Source organism: Pseudomonas sp. BJa3 (assembly GCF_026343815.1).
Taxonomy (GTDB): Bacteria; Pseudomonadota; Gammaproteobacteria; order Pseudomonadales; family Pseudomonadaceae; genus Aquipseudomonas; species Aquipseudomonas soli.
Genome location: NZ_JAOXMC010000006.1, coordinates 111,082 through 129,813, shown reverse-complemented (window position 1 = coordinate 129,813; position 18,732 = coordinate 111,082). Strand labels below are relative to the sequence as shown.

Below are 18,732 nucleotides of genomic sequence, written 5' to 3'. Positions count from 1 at the left end.
AAAGGGCGCAGCGCGCCCTCGGTGGTACACTGTCCGCCACATAGCCTGAATATAAAGAGGGGAGGCCAGGTTGTAGCGCAGCCTGCAGCCTCCCCGAATGTTTCTGGATAAAGCATGAGAATACTGATCATTGGCCCCAGCTGGGTCGGCGACATGGTAATGGCGCAGACCCTGTTCCAGAGCCTCAAACAGCAGCACCCCGACTGTGTGATCGACGTGTTGGCACCCGAGTGGAGCCGGCCGATCCTCGAACGCATGCCCGAGGTGCGCCAGGCCTTGAGCTTTCCGCTCGGCCACGGCGCGCTGGAGCTGGCCACGCGGCGGCGCATCGGCAAGTCGCTGGCCGGCCAGTACGACCAAGCGATCCTGCTGCCCAATTCGCTCAAGTCGGCGCTGGTGCCGTATTTCGCCGGCATCCCCAAGCGCACCGGCTGGCGCGGCGAGATGCGCTACCTGCTGCTCAACGATGTGCGCAAGCTGGACAAGGCGCGCTACCCGCTGATGATCGAGCGCTTCATGGCCCTGGCCTACGCACCGGGTAGCGAACTGCCCAAGCCGTATCCGCGCCCGGCCCTGCAAATCGAGGCGGCCAGCCGCGAGGCCGCCCTGGCCAAATTCGGCCTTGAGCTGGACCGCCCGGTGCTCGCCCTGTGCCCCGGCGCCGAGTTCGGCGAGGCCAAGCGCTGGCCCGCCGAGCATTACGCCGAAGTGGCCGAGGCGATGATCCGCCAGGGCTGGCAGGTGTGGTTGTTCGGTTCGAAGAACGACCACCCTGTCGGTGAGCAGATCCGCGACCGACTGATCCCGGGCCTGCGTGAGGAATCCTGCAACCTGGCCGGCGAGACCTCGCTGGCCGAGGCCATCGACCTGATGTCCTGCGCCAGCGCGGTGGTGTCCAATGACTCCGGGCTGATGCACGTGGCTGCCGCTCTCAACCGTCCGCTGGTGGCGGTGTATGGCTCGACCTCGCCGGGCTTTACCCCGCCGCTGGCCGACCAGGTGGAAGTGGTGCGCACCGGTATCGAATGCAGCCCATGCTTCGACCGCACCTGCCGCTTCGGCCACTACAACTGCCTGCGGCTGCTGGAGCCGGCGAAAGTGATCGCCGCCTTGCACAGCCTGGGTGGTTCCGACCTGATCGCAACCGTGGCCGAGGTCGACTGAGTGCGGGTCCTGATCATCAAGACGTCGTCGCTGGGTGACGTCATCCATACCTTGCCGGCCCTTACCGACGCCGCCCACGCCATCCCCGGCATCCGTTTCGACTGGGTGGTGGAGGAAGGCTTCGCCGAGATCCCCAGCTGGCACCCGGCGGTCGATCAGGTGATTCCGGTGGCTATCCGCCGCTGGCGCAAGAATATCTGGCAGACGCTCAAGAGCGGCGAGTGGAAGGCCTTCAAGCAGCGCCTGCGCGAGCGCAAGTACGACCTGGTGATCGATGCCCAAGGCCTGGTCAAGTCGGCCTGGCTGACCCGTTACGTGAAAGCGCCGGTAGCCGGCCTGGACCGTTACTCGGCTCGTGAGGGCTGGGCCAGCCGCTTCTATGACCGGCGGCTGTCGGTCGCTGTCGGCCAGCACGCCGTTGAACGCGTGCGCCAACTGTTCGCCCTGGCCCTTGCCTACGACCTGCCGGAAGGGCTGGGCAACTACGGCCTTGACCTCAACCGCTTGCAACTGCCGCCCGCCGCGCCCTACGTGGTGTTCCTGCATGGCACCACCTGGGCCACCAAACATTGGCCCGAGGCCTACTGGCGCGAGCTGGCCGAGCGCATGGGCCGGCGCAAGCTGCAGGTGATGCTGCCGTGGGGCAATCCTGCGGAAAAAGCCCGCGCCGAGCGCATCGCCCAGGGCTTGAGCAATTGCCAGGTGCTGCCCAAATTGAACCTGGCGGGCGTGGCCCGTGTGCTGGCCGCCGCCAAGGCCTGCGTGGCGGTGGACACCGGCCTGGGCCACCTGGCCGCCGCCCTGGATGTGCCGACCATCTCCCTGTTCGGCCCCACCAACCCTGGTCTGACCGGTGCCTACGGACGCGCCCAGATCCACCAGGCGAGCGACTTCCCCTGCGCCCCGTGCCTGCAGAAGAAGTGCACCTATAAACCGAGTGCCGAGGACCTGCGCCGGTTCGATCTCAAACGCGAGTGGCCGCTGTGCTTCACTCGCCTGAATCCCGAGCATGTGGCGGGCCGCTTGAGCGCGCTGCTGCTGGCTGAGGATGTTCGTTGATGCAATTGGCTTTTGTGCTCTACAAGTATTTCCCCTTTGGCGGGTTGCAGCGTGACTTCATGCGCATCGCCCTCGAATGCCAGAAGCGTGGCCACCAGATCCGTGTGTACACGCTGATCTGGGAAGGCGATATTCCGCCGGGCTTCGAGGTGCTGGTGGCGCCGGTCAAGGCGCTGTTCAACCATCGCCGCAACGAGAAGCTCAGTGCGTGGATGGCGGCGGACCTGGCCAAGCGTCCGGTCGATCGCCTGATCGGCTTCAACAAGATGCCCGGCCTGGATGTCTACTACGCCGCCGATGGCTGCTTCGAGGACAAGGCCCAGACCCTGCGCGGCGGCCTCTACCGCCGCTGGGGCCGCTATCGCCACTTCGCCGAGTACGAGCGGGCGGTGTTCGCCAAGGATGCACGTACCGAGATCCTGATGATCTCCGAGGTGCAGCAGCCGCTGTTCATCAAGCACTACGGTACGCCCGAGGCGCGTTTCCACCTGCTGCCGCCGGGCATTTCCCAGGACCGCCGGCGCCCGGCCGACGCCGAGGCCATCCGCGCCGCCTTCCGCCAGGAGTTCGGCCTGGCCGACGACGAGTTGCTGCTGGTGCAGATCGGCTCGGGCTTCAAGACCAAGGGCGTCGACCGCAGCCTCAAGGCCCTCGCGGCGCTGCCGTCAGCCCTGCGCAAGCGTACGAAACTGATGGTCATCGGCCAGGACGACCCCAAGCTGTTCCAGGTGCAGAGCACGGCTCTCGGCCTGGGCGACCAGGTGCAGTTCCTCAAGGGTCGCAGCGATATTCCGCGCTTCCTGCTTGGCGCCGACCTGCTGATCCACCCTGCCTACAACGAAAACACCGGTACCGTATTGCTAGAGGCGCTGGTCGCCGGCCTGCCGGTGCTGGTGTCGCAGGTGTGCGGCTATGCCCACTACATCGCCGAGGCCGACAGCGGCCTGGTGCTGGACGAGCCATTCGAGCAGGACCAGCTCAACGCCTATCTGCAACGCATGCTCGAAGACGCCGCGGCCCGTGCATCCTGGGCGAGCAACGGCGTGGCGTTCGCCGCCACCGCCGACCTGTACAGCATGCCGCAGCATGCCGCCGATGTGATCCTTGGGCAGGAGACCGCATGAAGCTGATACTGGCCGAACCGTTCAAGCGCCTGTGGGCCGGGCGTGACCCCTTCGATGCCGTCGAGGCCCTGCAGGGCGAGGTATATCGCGAGCTGGAAGGCCGTCGCACCCTGCGTACCGAGGTCGATGGCGCGGGCTTCTTCGTCAAGATCCACCGTGGCATCGGCTGGGGCGAGATTTTCAAGAACCTGCTCAGCGCCAAGCTGCCGGTGCTCGGTGCCGGCCAGGAGTGGCGTGCGATCCAGCGCCTGCATGAAGCTGGCGTGCCAACCATGACCGCCGTGGCCTACGGCGAGCGCGGTGGCAATCCGGCCACCCAGCATTCGTTCATCGTCACCGAGGAGCTGGCGCCGACCGTCAGCCTGGAAGACTTCAGCATCGATTGGGTGAAGCAGCCGCCAGCGCCGCGCCTGAAGCGCGCACTGATCGCCGAGGTGGCGAAGATGACCGGCGGCATGCACCGCGCAGGGGTCAATCACCGCGACTGCTACATCTGTCATTTCCTGCTGCACACCGACCGCCCGGTGACGCCGGAAGACTTCAAGCTGTCGGTGATCGACCTGCACCGCGCTCAGACACGGGCGAAAATTACCCGCCGCTGGCGCGACAAGGACCTGGCCGCCCTGTATTTCTCGGCCTTGGACATCGGCCTGACCCGCCGCGACAAGCTGCGCTTCTTGCGTGGCTACTTCCAGCGCCCGTTGCGCCAGGTGCTCAAGGACGAGGCCGCACTGCTCGCCTGGCTGGAGCGCAAGGCGCAGAAACTCTATGACCGCAAGCAACGTTACGGGGACGCACTCTGATGGCGAGCTGGAACCTGGCGCCTGAGTATGCGCACCTGGCGGCCGATTTCGGCAGTATCGACGCGGTGTTCGCGATCAAGGGCGAGCGCCTGACCCGCGACCCGCTGAGCGAGGTCATCCGTATCGAACGGGACGGGGTCAACTACTACGTCAAACGCTACACTGGCGCCGGCAAGCACATGCGTCGCTACCTGGGGCGCCCGCGCGTCAAGGCCGAGTGGCAGAACCTTAAGCAGTTCGCCAAGTGGGGCATCCCCACCGCCGACGTGGTCGCCTGGGGCCTCGAGCGCCAGGGCCTGGCGTTTGGCCGTGGGGCGATGATCACTCGCGAACTGCCACGCACCGAGGACCTTTCGGCGTTGGCTGAGCGCAATGATCCGCGCCTGCGTGACGCGGCCTGGGTCGACCATGTCAGCCGCCAGCTGGCGCGGCATACGCGGGTGATGCACGACCATCATTTCGCCCATAACGATCTGAAGTGGCGCAACCTGCTGGTCGATGACCAGGGCACGCTGTTCTTCATCGATTGCCCAACCGGTGACTTCTGGCGCGGCTTCATGCTGCGCCATCGGTTGATCAAGGATCTGGCATGCCTGGACAAGGTTGCCAAATATCATTTGTCGGCGACCCAGCGCCTGCGCTTTTATCTGCAATACCGTGGACATGCGCGTCTGCATGGCCGCGACAAGAAGCGTATCCGTCAGGTCCTGGGTTTTTTCGAGGGAAGAGAATGACCGACTACCTGGCCAGTGCCGATCAGGCACTGCTGCAACGCCACGGACTGGGCGACTTCGAGGCGCTCTGGGCTTTGCAACTGGACGCTGTCGATGAACCCAACACTGGCCGTGGTGGCTGGAGCAGCGTTTTCCGTTTGGAGCTGGAGGGCAAGGGCTTCTACCTCAAGCGCCAGAGCGACTACTTTACTCGCAGCCTGCAGCGGCCATTTGGCGAGCCGACGTTCGCCCGCGAGTTCCGCAACATCAGCCGCTACCAGAAGCTCGACATCCCTGCCTTGCAGGCGGTGTTCTACGGCGAGCGCAAACAGGCTGGGCAGCATCGCGCGATTCTCATGACCCGCGCGTTGGACGAATGGATTGATCTCGAGCAGTTGCTTGCCCGCTGGTCGCAGATGGCTGCGCCGCAGCGCGAGGCGATTCTCCAAGCCTGTGGACGACTGGCCCGCACCCTGCACGCCGCCGGGCAGATGCACGGTTGCTTCTACCCCAAGCATATCTTCCTGCGTGAGCGCCGCGAGGGCTGGCAGGCACAGCTGATCGACCTGGAGAAGACCCGCCCGCTGCTGTTCGGCATGCGTGACCGGGTCAAGGACCTCGAGCCGCTGCTAAGGCGTGCCCGTGCCTGGAGCGAGGCAGACGTGCTTGTGCTGCTGGCCGCCTACCTGGAGCAGCCGGAAGACAGCGCCCTGGTTTCCACCTGGCTGCAACGCCTGACCCAACGCCGCCGTCACAAAGAGGCCCGCTGATGCGCCTGTCCGAATTGAAGGAGGCCGGGCGCAGCCCAAGCCTGCCCCTGACCATCACCCTCGCTGACGCGGCGGGCAGCGCCGACCTGCAACTGCTCAGCCTGCTGCGCGTGCTGCCGGGCCAGCGCTATGTCGGCGCCGGCATCTGGCGTGGCACCAAGGTCCTGGCCAAGTTGCTGGTCGGCGGCAACGCCGCCCGCCACTTCCAGCGCGAACGCGATGGAGCCCGGCTGATGGCCGATCAGGGCCTGACCACGCCGCGGCTGCTGGTCGATGGCCTCAAGGATGGCGAGGGTGGCTGGCTGTTGTTCGAATACCTCGATCATGCCGAAAGCCTGGGTGACGCCTGGGCCGAGGTGGAATCATTGCCGATGCTCGCCGACGAGCAGCACCTGGTGCTTGGCGAGGCGTTGACCGCTGTTGCGCACATGCACGCCAAGGGGTTGTGGCAGGAGGACCTGCACCTGGACAACCTGCTGCGCCAGGACGGCACGCTGTACCTGATCGACGGCGCCGGTATCAAGGCCGAAACCCCCGGCCAGCAGCTGTCGCGTCAGCGCGTGCTGGAAAACCTCGGGGTGTTCTTCGCCCAGTTGCCCAAGCGCCTGGAGCCTTTCATCGAGGAGGCGCTGGTGCACTACATCCTGGCCAACGCCGAGCATGCGCTGCCGCTGGAGGCGTTGCAAAAGCAGGTGGACAAGGTGCGCAACTGGCGCCTGAAAGACTACCTGGACAAGGCCGGGCGCGAATGTACGCTGTTCAGCGTCGAACGTAGTCTGTCGGGCCTGCGCGCCATCCGTCGCGGCGAAGTCGAGGCGCTGCTGCCGGTGCTCGAGAAGGCCGATGTACTGATTGACCAGGGCCACCTGTACAAGACCGGTGGGGCGGCCAGTGTGGCGCGTATCGAGGTGGGCGGCCGCACGCTGGTGCTCAAGCGCTACAACATCAAGAATACCGCCCACTGGTTCAAGCGCTTCTGGCGCCCCAGCCGGGCCTGGCATTCGTGGATCGAAGGGCACCGCCTTGAGTTTCTCGACATCGCCACGCCTCGCCCCCTGGCGGTGCTGGAGCAGCGGGTGATGGGGCTGCGCAGCACGGCCTATCTGGTGACCGAGTACGCCGACGGGCCGGACTTGATCGAATGCTTTGCACCCTACGTGCAAAGTGGCGAGGCGCCCGACGCGCAGGTCGAGGCCCTGGTGCTGGTAATGCAGCAACTGATCCGCGAGCGCATCAGCCATGGCGACTTCAAGGGCCACAACCTGTTCTGGCAGGACGGCCAATGGTCGCTGATCGACCTCGACGCCATGTGCCAACATGCCACCCAGCTCAGCTTCGCTCCGGCGTTTGCCCGTGACCGGGCGCGCTTGCTGCGCAACTGGCCGAGCGGCAGCGCCTTGCATCAGCGCCTGGACGCTGTGCTGCCTCGGCTGACAGCGTAAGCCTGCGGCAGCGTCAGCCAGGCGCTGCTGCGCCCGGCCTGGCGAACTTGGATACGCCACTGATGATCCTGCCAGCGTAACACTGCCCAAGGCTCCACGCCGGTGCTGCGGGTAGCCGGGATCGGCAGGTGGTAGCGGCCCTGAAGCAGATGGCGGCGCAGCGCCAGCTGGCCGCCGCGGGTTTGCAGGTACAGCTGCTCATGGGCCAGGTAAAGCCCGTCGATGTCGCCGATCGCTGTCCCGTCGAGCTCTTCGGGTAGGCGGCAGTCATCGAACAGCCGCTCCAGGTCTGGCAGGCCGTCATACCAGAGCAGTGGTGAGTCGATCACCCAACGGCCATCGGCCAGGCGCTTGAGCGGCTGTAGTTGGTAAGCATCCGGCTGGGCGGGGTCGATCACGCGCCAGCGCTGGCCATCGAAGGTGACCCGGTAGTGTCGCTGCTGTGCATCCTGGATGAAGTAGTGGCTCAGGCCTTCGAATTCCGAAGCTTTTTCGAAGACCCCCTCGCCATAGATGCCATCGATTCGATAGCGCAGGTGTTCGGCTGGGGCCGCGACGCTGTAGTGGCTGGGCATCGGCAACGGCGGCTGCGCCGGCATGCCGCGTAGCAGGCGGCGCATCAGGCCGGTGGTGGCCAGGCTGGTGGTCGCATCGTTGAAGTGACCCAGTGCGCTGTACACATGCTGCAGCACACCATTGAGGTCTTCGGCGCGATAGGCCTCCGCGCTGCCCCAGATCTCGATCGCCATGCGCCCCAGCGACATCGGGATCAGTAACCTCGACGGCAGTATCAGGCTGATCAGGTCGAGTACCCGCCAGGAGATGGCGACAGCTTGTTGCGCGTCTGCTTCAGCCGAAGTGCGGCTGTTGGCATCGGCGACTGCCAGCATGCCGTGGACTTCGGCCATGTAGTAGGCGAAGAACAGATCGTCGGCGATTGCGGGTGTACTCAGCACTGGGCCCAGGCGACCTTTGACCAATAATCCTTCAGTGGCGGCCTTGGAACGTTGCGCCATGCGACTGGTGACATAGCTGCGCAAGGCGGGTTTGTGCTTGAGCAGTCGTAGCAGTTCGCGTGGGCTGGCGAACGCACGCCAGGCCCTGCGGTCTGGCGCGTCGGGGGTGTACAGCACGAACAGGCCTACCCGAGGCGTGCTGCAGTTGATGAGCAATACGCCTTGCACAGTATGGCCACCGATCAACAATTGCCGCACGGTGAGAGAGTCGCCATCCACCGGTGGGCGCAAGGCGTTGTGAGGGTAGTCCAGCACCTGGCGTACCCATGCATAGCCACGTTCGCTGCCACCAGCGGCTAGATGCCCAGCATAGCGCGCCTTGGCCGCTTCGGCGCGCATCCGCGCACGGTTGATCCGGCAATGGGCATGCAGACGCCAGGCGCCAACCGTCGAATCGATCAGTTGCGCCCTCAGGTACTCGACATAGCTGCCCCCTACGCTCAGATGCCGCACCATGCGCTTGATGTAGCCTGGCGACAGTTCGGCTGGCAATGGCTTGCCAAGGCGGTGGACGATGCGGGCGGTGAGCCAATAGTCAAAATCGAACCAGGCCACGTTGCGCAGCGCCAGTTGATCAAGGGAGTAGCGCTCGTGGATGTTCTCGACGAGCTGGCCGCCGACCTTTTCCAGCCCGCGCCAGGTGATGTAGCTGGATGGGTTGAATGGATTCAGGTGGGGGCCGACCTGCCGGGTTTGGGTGACGTAGACCTCGATATCCGCAGGCGCAATGGTCAACCCCAGGTCATTGCGCAAGTGTTGTTGCACGCGCTGGCGTGCCCAGTCCTCGAGGCGGTTCTGTTCCTGGAACTGGCGCAGGGTGAGAATCCCGGGGGCGGCTACCTGCTGACCGGTGGCCACCAGTACTTGCAGGGTCTGCATGATATGCGCCAGGGCTTGCGGGCCTGCCTGGCGCAGCCAGTTGGGCAGGTGCTTTTCCAGCAGCAGGGCATAGCGGGTATCGAGCAGCGGACGCTTGCCACATTCATCGCCAAGAGCAACGGCCTTGCCGATGTCGGCCTGCGCATCTGCTGTCGCCCAGGCAGTGTGGAGACGCCGCCGTTGCGCCTCTATCAGGCTGTCCACCTGGGCCTCGATAGGGTCGTCTGCGTACCATTGGTAGCGCAGGCGGTCAGCGAGACGGGCGTTGGCGATCTGCTCAGGCTCGACCAGCAGTTGCAACAGTGGAGTGCTCTGGATCGGGTCGTCGAGCCGCTCGCACAGCTCCTGATGCAGCTCGGCCAGTGACGTGTAGACCTCGATGCCCTGGGGCAGGCCGAACAGGTACGCCGGCCCATGTGCTTGTGCAGGAACCTGGTTTGCGCCTTCCGCTGTGCCAGCCATGAGCACGAAGGTGCCAGGGAGTGCGGCCCGCCATTGGGGGCGGTCGCGGCTCAGGACCGGTCGGTACACCTGTACGCGCTGCGCCACCGGCTGGCGGTGGCGTTGCCAGGCGCAGGGCAGGTCGAGGCAGCTACTGACGAGCTGCGCCTGCTGCTCGCTCAGCGTCTGGTCGTGGATGCGCAAACCGAGCTCGGCCTGCATCAATGCCCTGCGCAGGTCCACCAGCCGCAGACGGCGTGAGCGCCCCTGGGTATCGGTAGCCGTCCAGAAACTGGCGATCTCATGGTGGAGTCGGGGCCTCGCCTGCGCGTGCCGGCCGGGTACGGGCATTGCGGCGAGCAGCGTGAGAATCTGTTGGTCGATGAATTCGATACGTTCCAGGGGACGCATGGCCGCTCCTTGCTGTGGGGAGCGTCCACGCTACTGGGCCCTTGCGGGCGGCCTGTGGTATCCGGCTATCGACCGCACAGGCTGCGCACGCCGAGCACGGCGGGGACGCCCAGACCCAGCCAGGCGAGCGCGTCCCAGGGCCCATCACCCAGCAGGGCGGCGAACAGCCCGGCGGCGCCCAGCAAGCCGATGAGCAGGGGCCAGGCGAAAATCCGCAGGGTTGGCTGTGACTTGTGGCTCATGCACGTGCCTCCCTGGCTTTGCGTTGCTTGCCCCACCACAGGTACAGACCACTGCCGAGCACGACGATGGTCAGCACGTCCAGCACCGCCCACAGAATCTGCATGGGGCGGCCACCGTAGTCACCAAAATGCAGGGGCTGGGACAGGCCCATGGCGTCCATGTACCAGGGCCGGGCGCCGACCGCGGTCACTTCCAGGGTGCGGGCGTCGATGAGTACCGGGGTAAACAGGTGGGATGTCAGGTGCGTGGCACCGTTCATGAATACCGCGTAATGGTGTTCGCTGGAGAAGCGCGTGCCGGGGAAGGCGATGAAGTCCGGACGCATGCCTGGCGCGGCCTGTTCGGCGATCTTCAGCAACTGCGTGGCCGGGGCGCGTTCGGTGAGCGGCGGGGCATCGCGGTAGGGGGCGACCATGGCCGCCAGGCTGTCATTGCGCCAGGCGGCGATCACCAGGTCGGACAGGGCGCTGATTACCCCGGTGACGCCGACCACCAGGGCCCAGGTCAGGGTCACCACGCCGATCAGGTTGTGCAGGTCGAGCCAGCGCAGGCGCCGGGATTTGTCGTGGCGCACCGTGGCGAACTCCAGGCGGCGCATGAACGGCGCGTACAGCACCGTGCCGGAGATGATCGCGATGATGAACAGCAGGCCCATGCAGGCCAGCCACAACTTGCCGGGCAGCCCGGCGAACATGTCCACGTGCAGACGCAGCATCAGCATCATGAAACCGCCGTTGGCTGCCGGCATGGCCACGGCCTCGCCGGTGCGCGCATCGAGCATGAAGGTGTGCGATTGGTCCGGGTGGGTGCCGGCGGTGGCGGCCATGATCGCCACCACGCCGTTGGGTTCGTCCTCTTCGTAGCCGAAGTACTGCATGACTTCGCCAGGGCGGTGTTGCTCGGCCTTGAGCACAAGTTGCTGCAGGTCTAGATGCGGGGTGCCGGCGGGCATCTCGCGCAGTTCGGGGGCATCGCCCAGCAGGTGTTCCAGCTCGTGGTGGAAAATCAGCGGCAGGCCGGTCAGGGCCAGCAGCAGCAGGAACAGCGTGCACACCAGGCTGCTCCAGGTGTGGATCGCTGACCAGCGGCGGATGGTTTGGCTTTTCATCACGGCTCCTTACACCATCGCGGGGCAAGCCCGCTCCCACGATCTGCGGGAGTAGGCTTGACCCGCGATGGCCACTCAGAACTTGTAGTTGACGCTGGCCATTACGTTGCGCTCGTCGCCGTAGTAGCAGTAGTAGCCATCGCAGGTCGACAGGTAGTCCTTGTTGAACAGGTTCTTGGCATCCACGGCAACCGTCACGCCCTTGAAGGTACCGTTCAGGCGGCCCAGGTCGTAGTGCACCGAGGCGTCGTACACGGTATACGAGCCGACGTGGCCCCAGTCGGTGTTTGTGGTGTTGCCATAGGTGTCACCTACATAGCGCACACCCACCCCGACGCCGAAGCCGTCCAGCGGGCCGCTGTGCCAGGTGTAGTCGGCCCACGCGGTAGCCTGGTTGCGTGGCACCTGGGCCATGCGCTTGCCTTTCTCCTCAGTGGTGCCCTTGACGATCTCGCTATCGTTGTAGGTGTAGGAGCCCACCAACTTGAGGTTTTCGGTTACATCGGACGTGGCCTCCAGCTCCAGGCCCTTGACCCGGACTTCACCCACCTGGCGGGTGACGTTGGCCTCGGTGACCGACATGTTCTCCTGGGTCAGGTCGAATACCGCAGCGGTGAACAGGCTCTTGCTGCCTGGCGGCTGGTACTTGATACCTAGCTCATACTGTTTGCCTTCGGTGGGCTTGAAGGCATCGGTGCTGTTGACCGAGGAGCCTGACGCAGGTTCAAAGGACTCGGCATAGGAGATATAGGGGGTCATGCCGTTGTCGAAAACGTAGCTCAGCGCCGCATTGCCGCTGAACTTCTTGTCACGCTGGGTATTGGTGGCATCGCTCATGTTGTGGAACGTGGTACCGGTGTGCACCCAGTCTTCGCGGCCACCCAGTGTCAGGCGCCAGTTGTCCAGGGCCATCTGGTCTTGAAGGTAGAGGCCGGTCTGCTGCGTTTTCTGGGTGTAGTCGTACATGTCGAAGTACTGGACGTTCGAGAAGTCCTGGCCGTACACCGGGTTGTGGATGTTGCTCGGCGGCACGCCGGCCGAGCCCCAGCGCCAGTGGGCATTGCTGCTGGAACGCTGGTGATCGAGCCCAAGCAGCAGGGTGTGGCTGACCACGCCGGTCTGGAAATCGGCCTGGAAGTTGTTGTCCACGGCGAACTGGCTGATGTCCTCCTCGACAATACCGGCGGTGCGTTGCACGGTGCCATCGGGGCTGACGGCTTCATCCGGGCCTTTGGGCCAGATCGAACCGCCAGCGGTGATCCCTTTGAAGTCCAGTTCGTTGCGCACGTAGCGCAGGTTCTGGCGGAACTGCCACATGTCGTTCAGTCGGGTCTCGAACGCATAGCCCAGGTGGTAGTAGGTACGGTCGTAGGATTCCCAGTCGGGATCGCCCAGGTTCTTGTGGTGGGAAATCTTGCCTGCCGGGCTGGCCAGCTTGGTGCCCTGCAACGGCAGGAACTGGCCGGTGATGCCGGTATCGTCGCGGGTATACTGGCTGAGGAAGGTCAGCTTGGTATCGTCGTTGATGTTCCAGGTCAGGCTGGGAGCGATGTTGTAGCGTTTGTCCGGAATATGATCGACTGGTGCGCCGCTGTCGCGCACGGTGCCGCTGACACGGTAAAGAAACTGGCCGGCATCGTCGACCTTGCCGGTGCTGTCGAAGTTGATCTGCTTATGGTTGTTGCTACCCACCTGGGCTTCCACTTCATGGCTGCTTTCCAGCTGGGGCCGACGGCTGGTCATGTCCAGCAGGCCACCAGGCGGGGTCTGGCCATAGACGGACGAAGCAGGGCCGCGCAGTACGGCAATACGCTCCAGATTCCAGGTCTCGATCTTGGGGGTGGCATAGTTGCCCTGAGGCAGTGGCAGGCCGTCGAGGAACTGGGTGGGCACGAAGCCACGCACCAGCAGCCAGTCATTGCGCGAGTCTGCGCCGTATCCGCTGCTCTGCACGCCTGCGGTGTAGCGCAAGGCGTCATTCAGGTTGAGGACCGGGCGGTCTTCCATCTGCTGGCGAGTGATCACGCTAACTGAGCGTGGCAACTCCGCGATGGCAGTATCTGTCTTAGTGCCCGCCGCAGTGCGGGTCGCGGTGTAGCCCTCTACCACGCCCCAGGCGCTTTCAAAGCTGCTGTTGGCGTCGATGTTTGTCTCCGGCAGTGCCAGCGTGCCCTCGCTTGCCGTTACCAGGCTATAGCTGCCGGCGCTGCTCTGCTGCAGTTGCAAGCCCGTACCACTTAGCGCGGCTTGTAGAGCGCCGACGGCGTCGAACTGGCCGCTTACCGGTGCCGAATTGCGCCCACTGACCAGCGCCGGATCCAGCGCCAGGGCGATACCGGCCTGGCTGGCGATCTGGTTCAGGGTGCTGGCCAGCGGTGCGCTGGGCAGGTTGTAGGCACGCATGGCGGACTGTTCGGCGGCGAACAGGGCGGTGCTGGCCAACGGGATGGCCAGGCCGATGGCCAGGGCCATCAGGCTGGGGCGAAGCAAAGCATCAACGGCACGGGACATTCAGCGGCTCCTCGACGAAATAGTGCTGACTGCTTCCTTGCCGAGCGAGAGTGGAAAAGTGACAGGGGGGCGTGAAAAAAAATACGACTGATTTGCAAAACCCTTTGAGAGGCGGCAAGCCGGCTGCCAAAGGGCGGTCTGGCTGGGGCTATTTGGCGGTAACGGTGACCCACCACGGCGTATGCCGTTCGATCTTCACCGGCAGCACCGGTTGCAGCGAGGCCAGGGCCAGGTCGGTGTCGGTCAGCGGGAAACTGCCGCTCACGCGCAGCTCGGCCACTGCGTCGCTGACGCCCAGGTGGCCGCTGCGGTACTGGCCGAGGGTGGCCACCAGGTCGGCCAGGCGCACGTTGTCCACCACCAGCATGCCGCGGGTCCAGGCGTCGCTGCCGACCGCCACGGGGCTGACACTGCCCAGGCCGTCGGCGCTCATCAGCACTTGCTGGCCTTCGCGCAGCACCTGCTCGTCGCCGCTGTGCTGGGGTTTGGCGGCTACCGATGCCTGCAGCACCTCCAGGCGTGTGCCGGCCTTCTCGCGCTTGACCAGGAAGCGGGTGCCCAGCGGGCGTAGGCGACCTTCCTCGGTGCGCACCAGCAACGGGCGGCTGTCCTTGTGGCCGGTTTCCACCGAGATCTCGCCCTGGTGCAGGACGATCAGCCGTTGTTCGCCCTGGAAGTCGATGTCCACCGCGGTCTGGCTGTTGAGGCTGAGCAGGGTTCCGTCTTCCAGGCGCAGGGTACGCAACTCGCCGGTGCTGGTGCTTTGGTCGGCCAGCCAGTAGGTGGGCGACAGTGACGGTGCGCCAGCCCAGGCCAGCAGACCGCCGAGTAGCAGCATGCCGGCCAGGCCGCCCAGGCGCTGGCGCAACCCGGCCCGGGATTGCAGCAGGGCGTGGCGTACCGGTCCGGCGGCAGCGTTGACGCGCTGGTCGAGCATGCCCAGTTGCAGCCAGGCGCGGGCGTGCTCCTCGTGGGCGGCGTGCCAGCGCGTGAACTCGCTGCGTTCGTCCGGGGTACCGCTACCTTCGTCGAGGCACAGCTTCCAGGCGATGGCCGCTTCCAGCACCTTGCTGGAAACCGGGGCATGCTTCATGTCGGCTCACCGTAAAGAGCGACATAGCACTGGCGCAGGCCTTGGGCGATGTACTGGCGCACGCGCGAGACCGACACCCCGAGGCGCTCGGCGATCTCGGCGTGCCCCAGGCCGTCCAGGCGGTTGTACAGGAAGGCTGCCCGGGCCTTGCTCGACAGCTTGCCCAGCAAGCGATCGATGGCCTTGAGGTCTTCGAGGATCAGGTGTTGCTGTTCCGGTGACGGGTGCTCGGCTTCGGGCAGCAGCGCCAGTTCCGCGAGGTAGGCCTGCTCGAGGGCGGCACGACGGAAGTGGTCGAACAACAGGCCCTTGGCCACGGCGACCAGAAAGGCGCGCGGTTCGCGAGGGGCGTCCAAACGCTCGCGGCCGAGCAGGCGCACAAAGGTGTCCTGGCTCAGGTCCTCGGCACGCTGGCGGCAGGCGGTGCTGCGCTGCAGCCAAGCCAGCAGCCAGGTGCGATGGTCGCGGTACAGCGCTCCGACCAGTTCGGCATGTGGACTGTGCGCAGACGTCAAGAAGCGTTCCCCGGGAAAGAATGCGTTAACTAACGATAATTATTCGCGATTGTGGCAGAGGCAGGGGGGAGGGCGCAATTGACGCTTATCGGATTGCCAGCATGTGAGGGGAGCGCGATAAAAGTCAGAGGCCGTGGTGCTGCGCCTTGCGTCGTCGCCACTGGCGCACCCGCTGCTCCAGCTGCAGCGGGCTGTCCAGTTGCTGGCGGCGCGCCTGGCTGAACAGGATCAACGCGAGTTCCGCGGTCACCTGGGCATCGGCGCTGGCATGGTGGCGGGCCTGGACTTCGAGACCGAAACGGGCGATCCAGTCGTCCAGCCCGGCCTCGCGCAGCACGGTGTCGGGGTTGAGCATCGGCGCCAGCTCCGCCACGTCGAGAAACGGATGCTGCAGGCGCAGGCCCAGGCTGTCCTTCAACGCCCGGGCCAGCATGCGCTGGTCGAACGGGGCATGGAACGCCAGTACCGGACTGTCGCCGATGAACGTCATCAGGTCGAGCAGGGCTTCGACCGGTTCGCAGCCGGCGGCCAGGGCGCTGGGGCCCAGGCCGTGGATCAGCACGCTGGCGTTGGTTTTCTGTTCGGGGCGGCGCAGGGTCCGTTCGAACGGCCGGCCGAGGTCGATGGCACCGTCCTCGATGGCCACCGCGCCGATCGACAGCACCTGGTCGCGATTGAGATTCAGGCCGCTGGTCTCCAGGTCCAGCACCACCCAGCGCTGTTCGCGCAGGGAGCACACGCCCAGGGGAGCAGGGCCGGGCAGCGCGTCCAGGCGCCGCTGCAGCGCCGCATCGAGTTCGGGGGCTGTGGGGCGCAACCAGGCGAACAGGTTCACAACTGGTACCGCAGGGCCAGGCTGCTCTGCAGGCGCTGGGCCTGGCGCAGGGACTCGCGCAGGATGCGCCGATCCAGGTGGTTGAGGCTATCGGGGTCGAGCCGGTTGGAGTAAGGCATGTTCTCGCGGCTCTGGCGCTGGTGCTGCTGCATGCGGGTCTGCTGGATGAAGTGGTAGGCCTCTTCATAGGCGGCGCCGTCGAGCGGGTCGATTACCCCCTTAGTAATCAGCTGACGCAGCCGTTCGAGGGTGTTGCAGGCCGTTATGCCATGGGCTAGGGCCAGCAGCCGAGCGCCATCGACGAACGGGGTCAGGCCTTGCACCTTGAGGTCGAGGGTGGCGGCCTTGTCGTCACCCTGGCGGGTCAGCACGAACTCGCGCAGGCGCCCGACCGGCGGACGCTGGCGCAGGGCGTTGTCGGCCAGCATGCGCTGGAAGATGCGGTTGTCCGCGACCTGCTCCAGCAGGCCCTGGCGCAGTTGCTCGCAGCCTTGCTCGTCGCCCCAGACCACGCGCAGGTCGAAATAGATGCTCGAGCGCAGCAGGTTCTCGGGGCTGGCTTCGCGTACGAAGCCGGCGAAGCGCCGCGCCCACTCGCCACGCGACAGGCACAGCTCGGGGTTGCCGGCCATCACGTTGCCCTTGCACAGGGTGAAGCCGCACTGGGCCAGGTTGTGGTTGATATGCTGGGCCAACGGCAGCAAGCGTGCGCGGATCGCCTCGGCTTCGGCGCCGTCACGGGCCTCGAAAAGAATGCCGTTGTCCTGGTCGGTGTGCAGGGTCTGCTCGCGGCGGCCCTCGCTGCCGAAGCACAACCAGCTGAAAGGCACGCCGGGGTCGCCGCGCTCGGCGATGGCCAGTTCGATCACCCGGCATACAGTGTGGTCGTTGAGCAGGGTGATGATCTGGGTAATCTGCGTCGAGGACGCGCCGTGGGCGAGCATGCGTTCGACCAACTGGCCGATTTCGCCGCGCAGTGACACCAGGCTGTCCAGCCGCGGTGCATGGCGGATGGTGCGGGCCAGGTGTACCAGGTCGACGCGTTGCAGAGAGAACAGGTCGCGCTCGGAAATCACCCCGCACAGGCGCTGGTTGTCCACCAGGCAGACGTGGGCGATGTGGCGTTCGGTCATCGCCATGGCGGCGTCGAACGCACTGGCCTGTGGGCTCAGGTAGAACGGTTTGGCGGTCATGTAGCGCTCGATGGGCGCGGTCAGTTCGGCGCTGGCGTCGGCCACCACCTGGCGCAGGTCGCGCAGAGTGAAGATGCCGATGGGGTGGCGCTGCTCATCGATGATCACGATGCTGCCGACCTGTTGCTCGTGCATCAGGCGCACGGCTTCGCGCAGTGCCAGGTCTGGCGTGCACACCACCGGGTGGCGCAGCGCCAGTTCGCCCAGCGGTGTGTTAAGCGAGTACTGCGTGCCCAGGGTTTCCACGGCGCGCTGGCGCACTTGCTGGTTGACCTGGTCGAGCAGGCTGCTGACGCCGCGCAGGGCGAAGTCGCGGAACACCTCGGACATGGAAAACACACGAATGAACGCGGCCTTGTCCAGTTGCAGGCAGAAGGTGTCTTCGCCGGCCAGGTGCTCGGTGCGGGTGGCCCGCTCGCCGAGCAAAGCCGCCAGCGGGAAGCATTCACCGCTGGTGATCTCGAAGGTGGTCTCGGTGCCTGGCCTGGTGACATGGTGACGTTCGCCAACCACGCGCCCCTGCTTGACGATATAGAAGTGCTCGACCGGGCCCTCTGCCGGCGTGATGATGCTTTCGCCGCCCGCGTAGAAGCGCAGCTGGCACTGTTCCACCAGGTAGGCCAGGTGGCTGTGTTCCATCTGGTTGAACGGCGGGAAACGCTGCAGGAACTGCAGGGTGCCCTGGATGTTTTGCAGTACCGCTGTCCTGCCGGCCTGGGTATAGGCGTCCTTTTTGCTCATGAAGCTGACCGTATCGCTACGCCGAACTATATATATCTATCTATAGGGGTCGGCTTTGTTGTTCTCGGCCCCCATGGTCGGCTGGCCGTACTGTGGTGCCCATTGGACGTAAGTCTAGAGCGAGGCTGTCAAGGATCCGACGAAAGGCGAACCGGGCTATGTAAATTTCGCGGTCCTAAGCTGTGAACGAGATTTTTTTGACGAGATGGGCCATGGCCGAGCATGAAGACATACTGAGTGACGCCGAGCGCGAGGCACTGGCCGGGGTGAGTGCGCCTGTCGCGGCTCGTCCCGTGGTACTGGTGGTGGACGACAATCCGGTGAACAGCGAGGCGCTGAGTCTGTACCTGAAGAGCCGAGGCATCGCCTGCATGACGGCAGACGGTGTGCAGGAAGCGATGTTGAAGCTGCATTACGAACCACGGATCGCGCTGATGATCACCGACCTGCGCATGGAGCCGAAGGATGGCCTGGAGCTGATTCGCCAGGTTCGCGAGTCCGAGCGGGCGGCGCTGTCGATCATCGTGGTGTCGGGCGACACCGATGTGAAGGAGGCGGTGGACGTGATGCACCTGGGGGTGGTGGATTTTCTGCTCAAGCCGGTGGACCTGGGCAAGTTGCTGGAGCTGGTGCGCCGCGAACTGAGGATGGATCAGGGCTGAAAACGATCG

15 protein-coding genes and 1 pseudogene are annotated in these 18,732 nt (G+C 65.2%); 8 read left to right on the top strand and 8 right to left on the bottom strand.

Translation table 11 applies throughout. The features are described from left to right. The first annotated feature begins 114 nt into the window (after positions 1–114). The 7 genes from waaF to OH705_RS08935 are packed head-to-tail and all read left to right on the top strand — an operon-like array spanning position 115 to position 7,075. Positions 115–1,164, top strand: coding sequence for a lipopolysaccharide heptosyltransferase II (gene waaF, locus OH705_RS08965; protein ID WP_094011546.1), 1,050 nt, complete (start codon positions 115–117; stop codon positions 1,162–1,164). Next, positions 1,165–2,223, top strand: a complete 1,059-nt coding sequence (gene waaC, locus OH705_RS08960; protein ID WP_038707212.1) for a lipopolysaccharide heptosyltransferase I — start codon at positions 1,165–1,167, stop codon at positions 2,221–2,223. Then, a complete protein-coding gene (locus OH705_RS08955; RefSeq protein WP_038707213.1) occupies positions 2,223–3,347 on the top strand; it encodes a glycosyltransferase family 4 protein in 1,125 nt (374 codons plus the stop codon). The genes waaC and OH705_RS08955 overlap by 1 nt, the downstream gene beginning before the upstream one ends. Then, positions 3,344–4,150: a lipopolysaccharide core heptose(I) kinase RfaP gene (gene rfaP / locus OH705_RS08950; RefSeq protein ID WP_094011545.1), complete on the top strand. Its 807-nt coding sequence runs from the start codon at positions 3,344–3,346 to the stop codon at positions 4,148–4,150. The genes OH705_RS08955 and rfaP overlap by 4 nt, the downstream gene beginning before the upstream one ends. Further along, positions 4,150–4,884, top strand: a complete 735-nt coding sequence (locus OH705_RS08945) for a lipopolysaccharide kinase InaA family protein (protein WP_094011544.1) — start codon at positions 4,150–4,152, stop codon at positions 4,882–4,884. The genes rfaP and OH705_RS08945 overlap by 1 nt, the downstream gene beginning before the upstream one ends. Next, positions 4,881–5,633, top strand: a complete 753-nt coding sequence (locus OH705_RS08940; RefSeq protein ID WP_267301915.1) for a lipopolysaccharide kinase InaA family protein — start codon at positions 4,881–4,883, stop codon at positions 5,631–5,633. Before OH705_RS08945 ends, OH705_RS08940 begins: the two co-directional genes overlap by 4 nt. Continuing rightward, on the top strand, positions 5,633–7,075 hold the full coding sequence (locus OH705_RS08935; RefSeq protein ID WP_267301913.1) for a lipopolysaccharide kinase InaA family protein: 1,443 nt from the start codon (positions 5,633–5,635) through the stop codon (positions 7,073–7,075). The genes OH705_RS08940 and OH705_RS08935 overlap by 1 nt, the downstream gene beginning before the upstream one ends. Here OH705_RS08935 and OH705_RS08930 read toward each other — a convergent pair. The 8 genes from OH705_RS08930 to OH705_RS08895 form a co-directional block, all read right to left on the bottom strand. Next, entirely contained in the window at positions 7,036–9,822 is a 2,787-nt protein-coding gene (locus OH705_RS08930) for a dermonecrotic toxin domain-containing protein (protein WP_160291025.1), read from the bottom strand. The genes OH705_RS08935 and OH705_RS08930 overlap by 40 nt on opposite strands. Positions 9,823–9,887: 65 nt before the next feature. Next, positions 9,888–10,064 carry a hypothetical protein gene (locus tag OH705_RS08925; protein ID WP_167335923.1) on the bottom strand — a complete coding sequence of 59 codons (177 nt, stop codon included), beginning with the start codon at positions 10,062–10,064 and terminating at the stop codon, positions 9,888–9,890. Then, complete coding sequence (locus OH705_RS08920) at positions 10,061–11,173, bottom strand: PepSY-associated TM helix domain-containing protein (RefSeq protein WP_038707217.1); 1,113 nt, start codon at positions 11,171–11,173, stop codon at positions 10,061–10,063. The genes OH705_RS08925 and OH705_RS08920 overlap by 4 nt, the downstream gene beginning before the upstream one ends. A gap of 75 nt (positions 11,174–11,248) precedes the next feature. Next, positions 11,249–13,684 (bottom strand): TonB-dependent siderophore receptor, encoded by a 2,436-nt coding sequence (locus OH705_RS08915; RefSeq protein ID WP_267301909.1) that lies wholly within the window; start codon positions 13,682–13,684, stop codon positions 11,249–11,251. Between the two features lie 148 nt (positions 13,685–13,832). Beyond that, on the bottom strand, positions 13,833–14,777 hold the full coding sequence (locus OH705_RS08910) for a FecR domain-containing protein (protein ID WP_038707219.1): 945 nt from the start codon (positions 14,775–14,777) through the stop codon (positions 13,833–13,835). Next, positions 14,774–15,292: an RNA polymerase sigma factor gene (locus tag OH705_RS08905; protein WP_038707220.1), complete on the bottom strand. Its 519-nt coding sequence runs from the start codon at positions 15,290–15,292 to the stop codon at positions 14,774–14,776. Before OH705_RS08905 ends, OH705_RS08910 begins: the two co-directional genes overlap by 4 nt. Before the next feature lie 124 nt (positions 15,293–15,416). Then, on the bottom strand, positions 15,417–16,127 hold the full coding sequence (locus OH705_RS08900; RefSeq protein ID WP_094011537.1) for a PolC-type DNA polymerase III: 711 nt from the start codon (positions 16,125–16,127) through the stop codon (positions 15,417–15,419). Then, a complete protein-coding gene (locus OH705_RS08895) occupies positions 16,124–18,061 on the bottom strand; it encodes a putative nucleotidyltransferase substrate binding domain-containing protein (protein WP_038707222.1) in 1,938 nt (645 codons plus the stop codon). Before OH705_RS08895 ends, OH705_RS08900 begins: the two co-directional genes overlap by 4 nt. 205 nt (positions 18,062–18,266) lie before the next feature. On the opposite strand from OH705_RS08895, the pseudogene OH705_RS08890 reads away from it, so the two are divergent. Further along, positions 18,267–18,723 (top strand): annotated as a pseudogene (locus OH705_RS08890) (response regulator). Positions 18,724–18,732 lie beyond the last annotated feature (9 nt).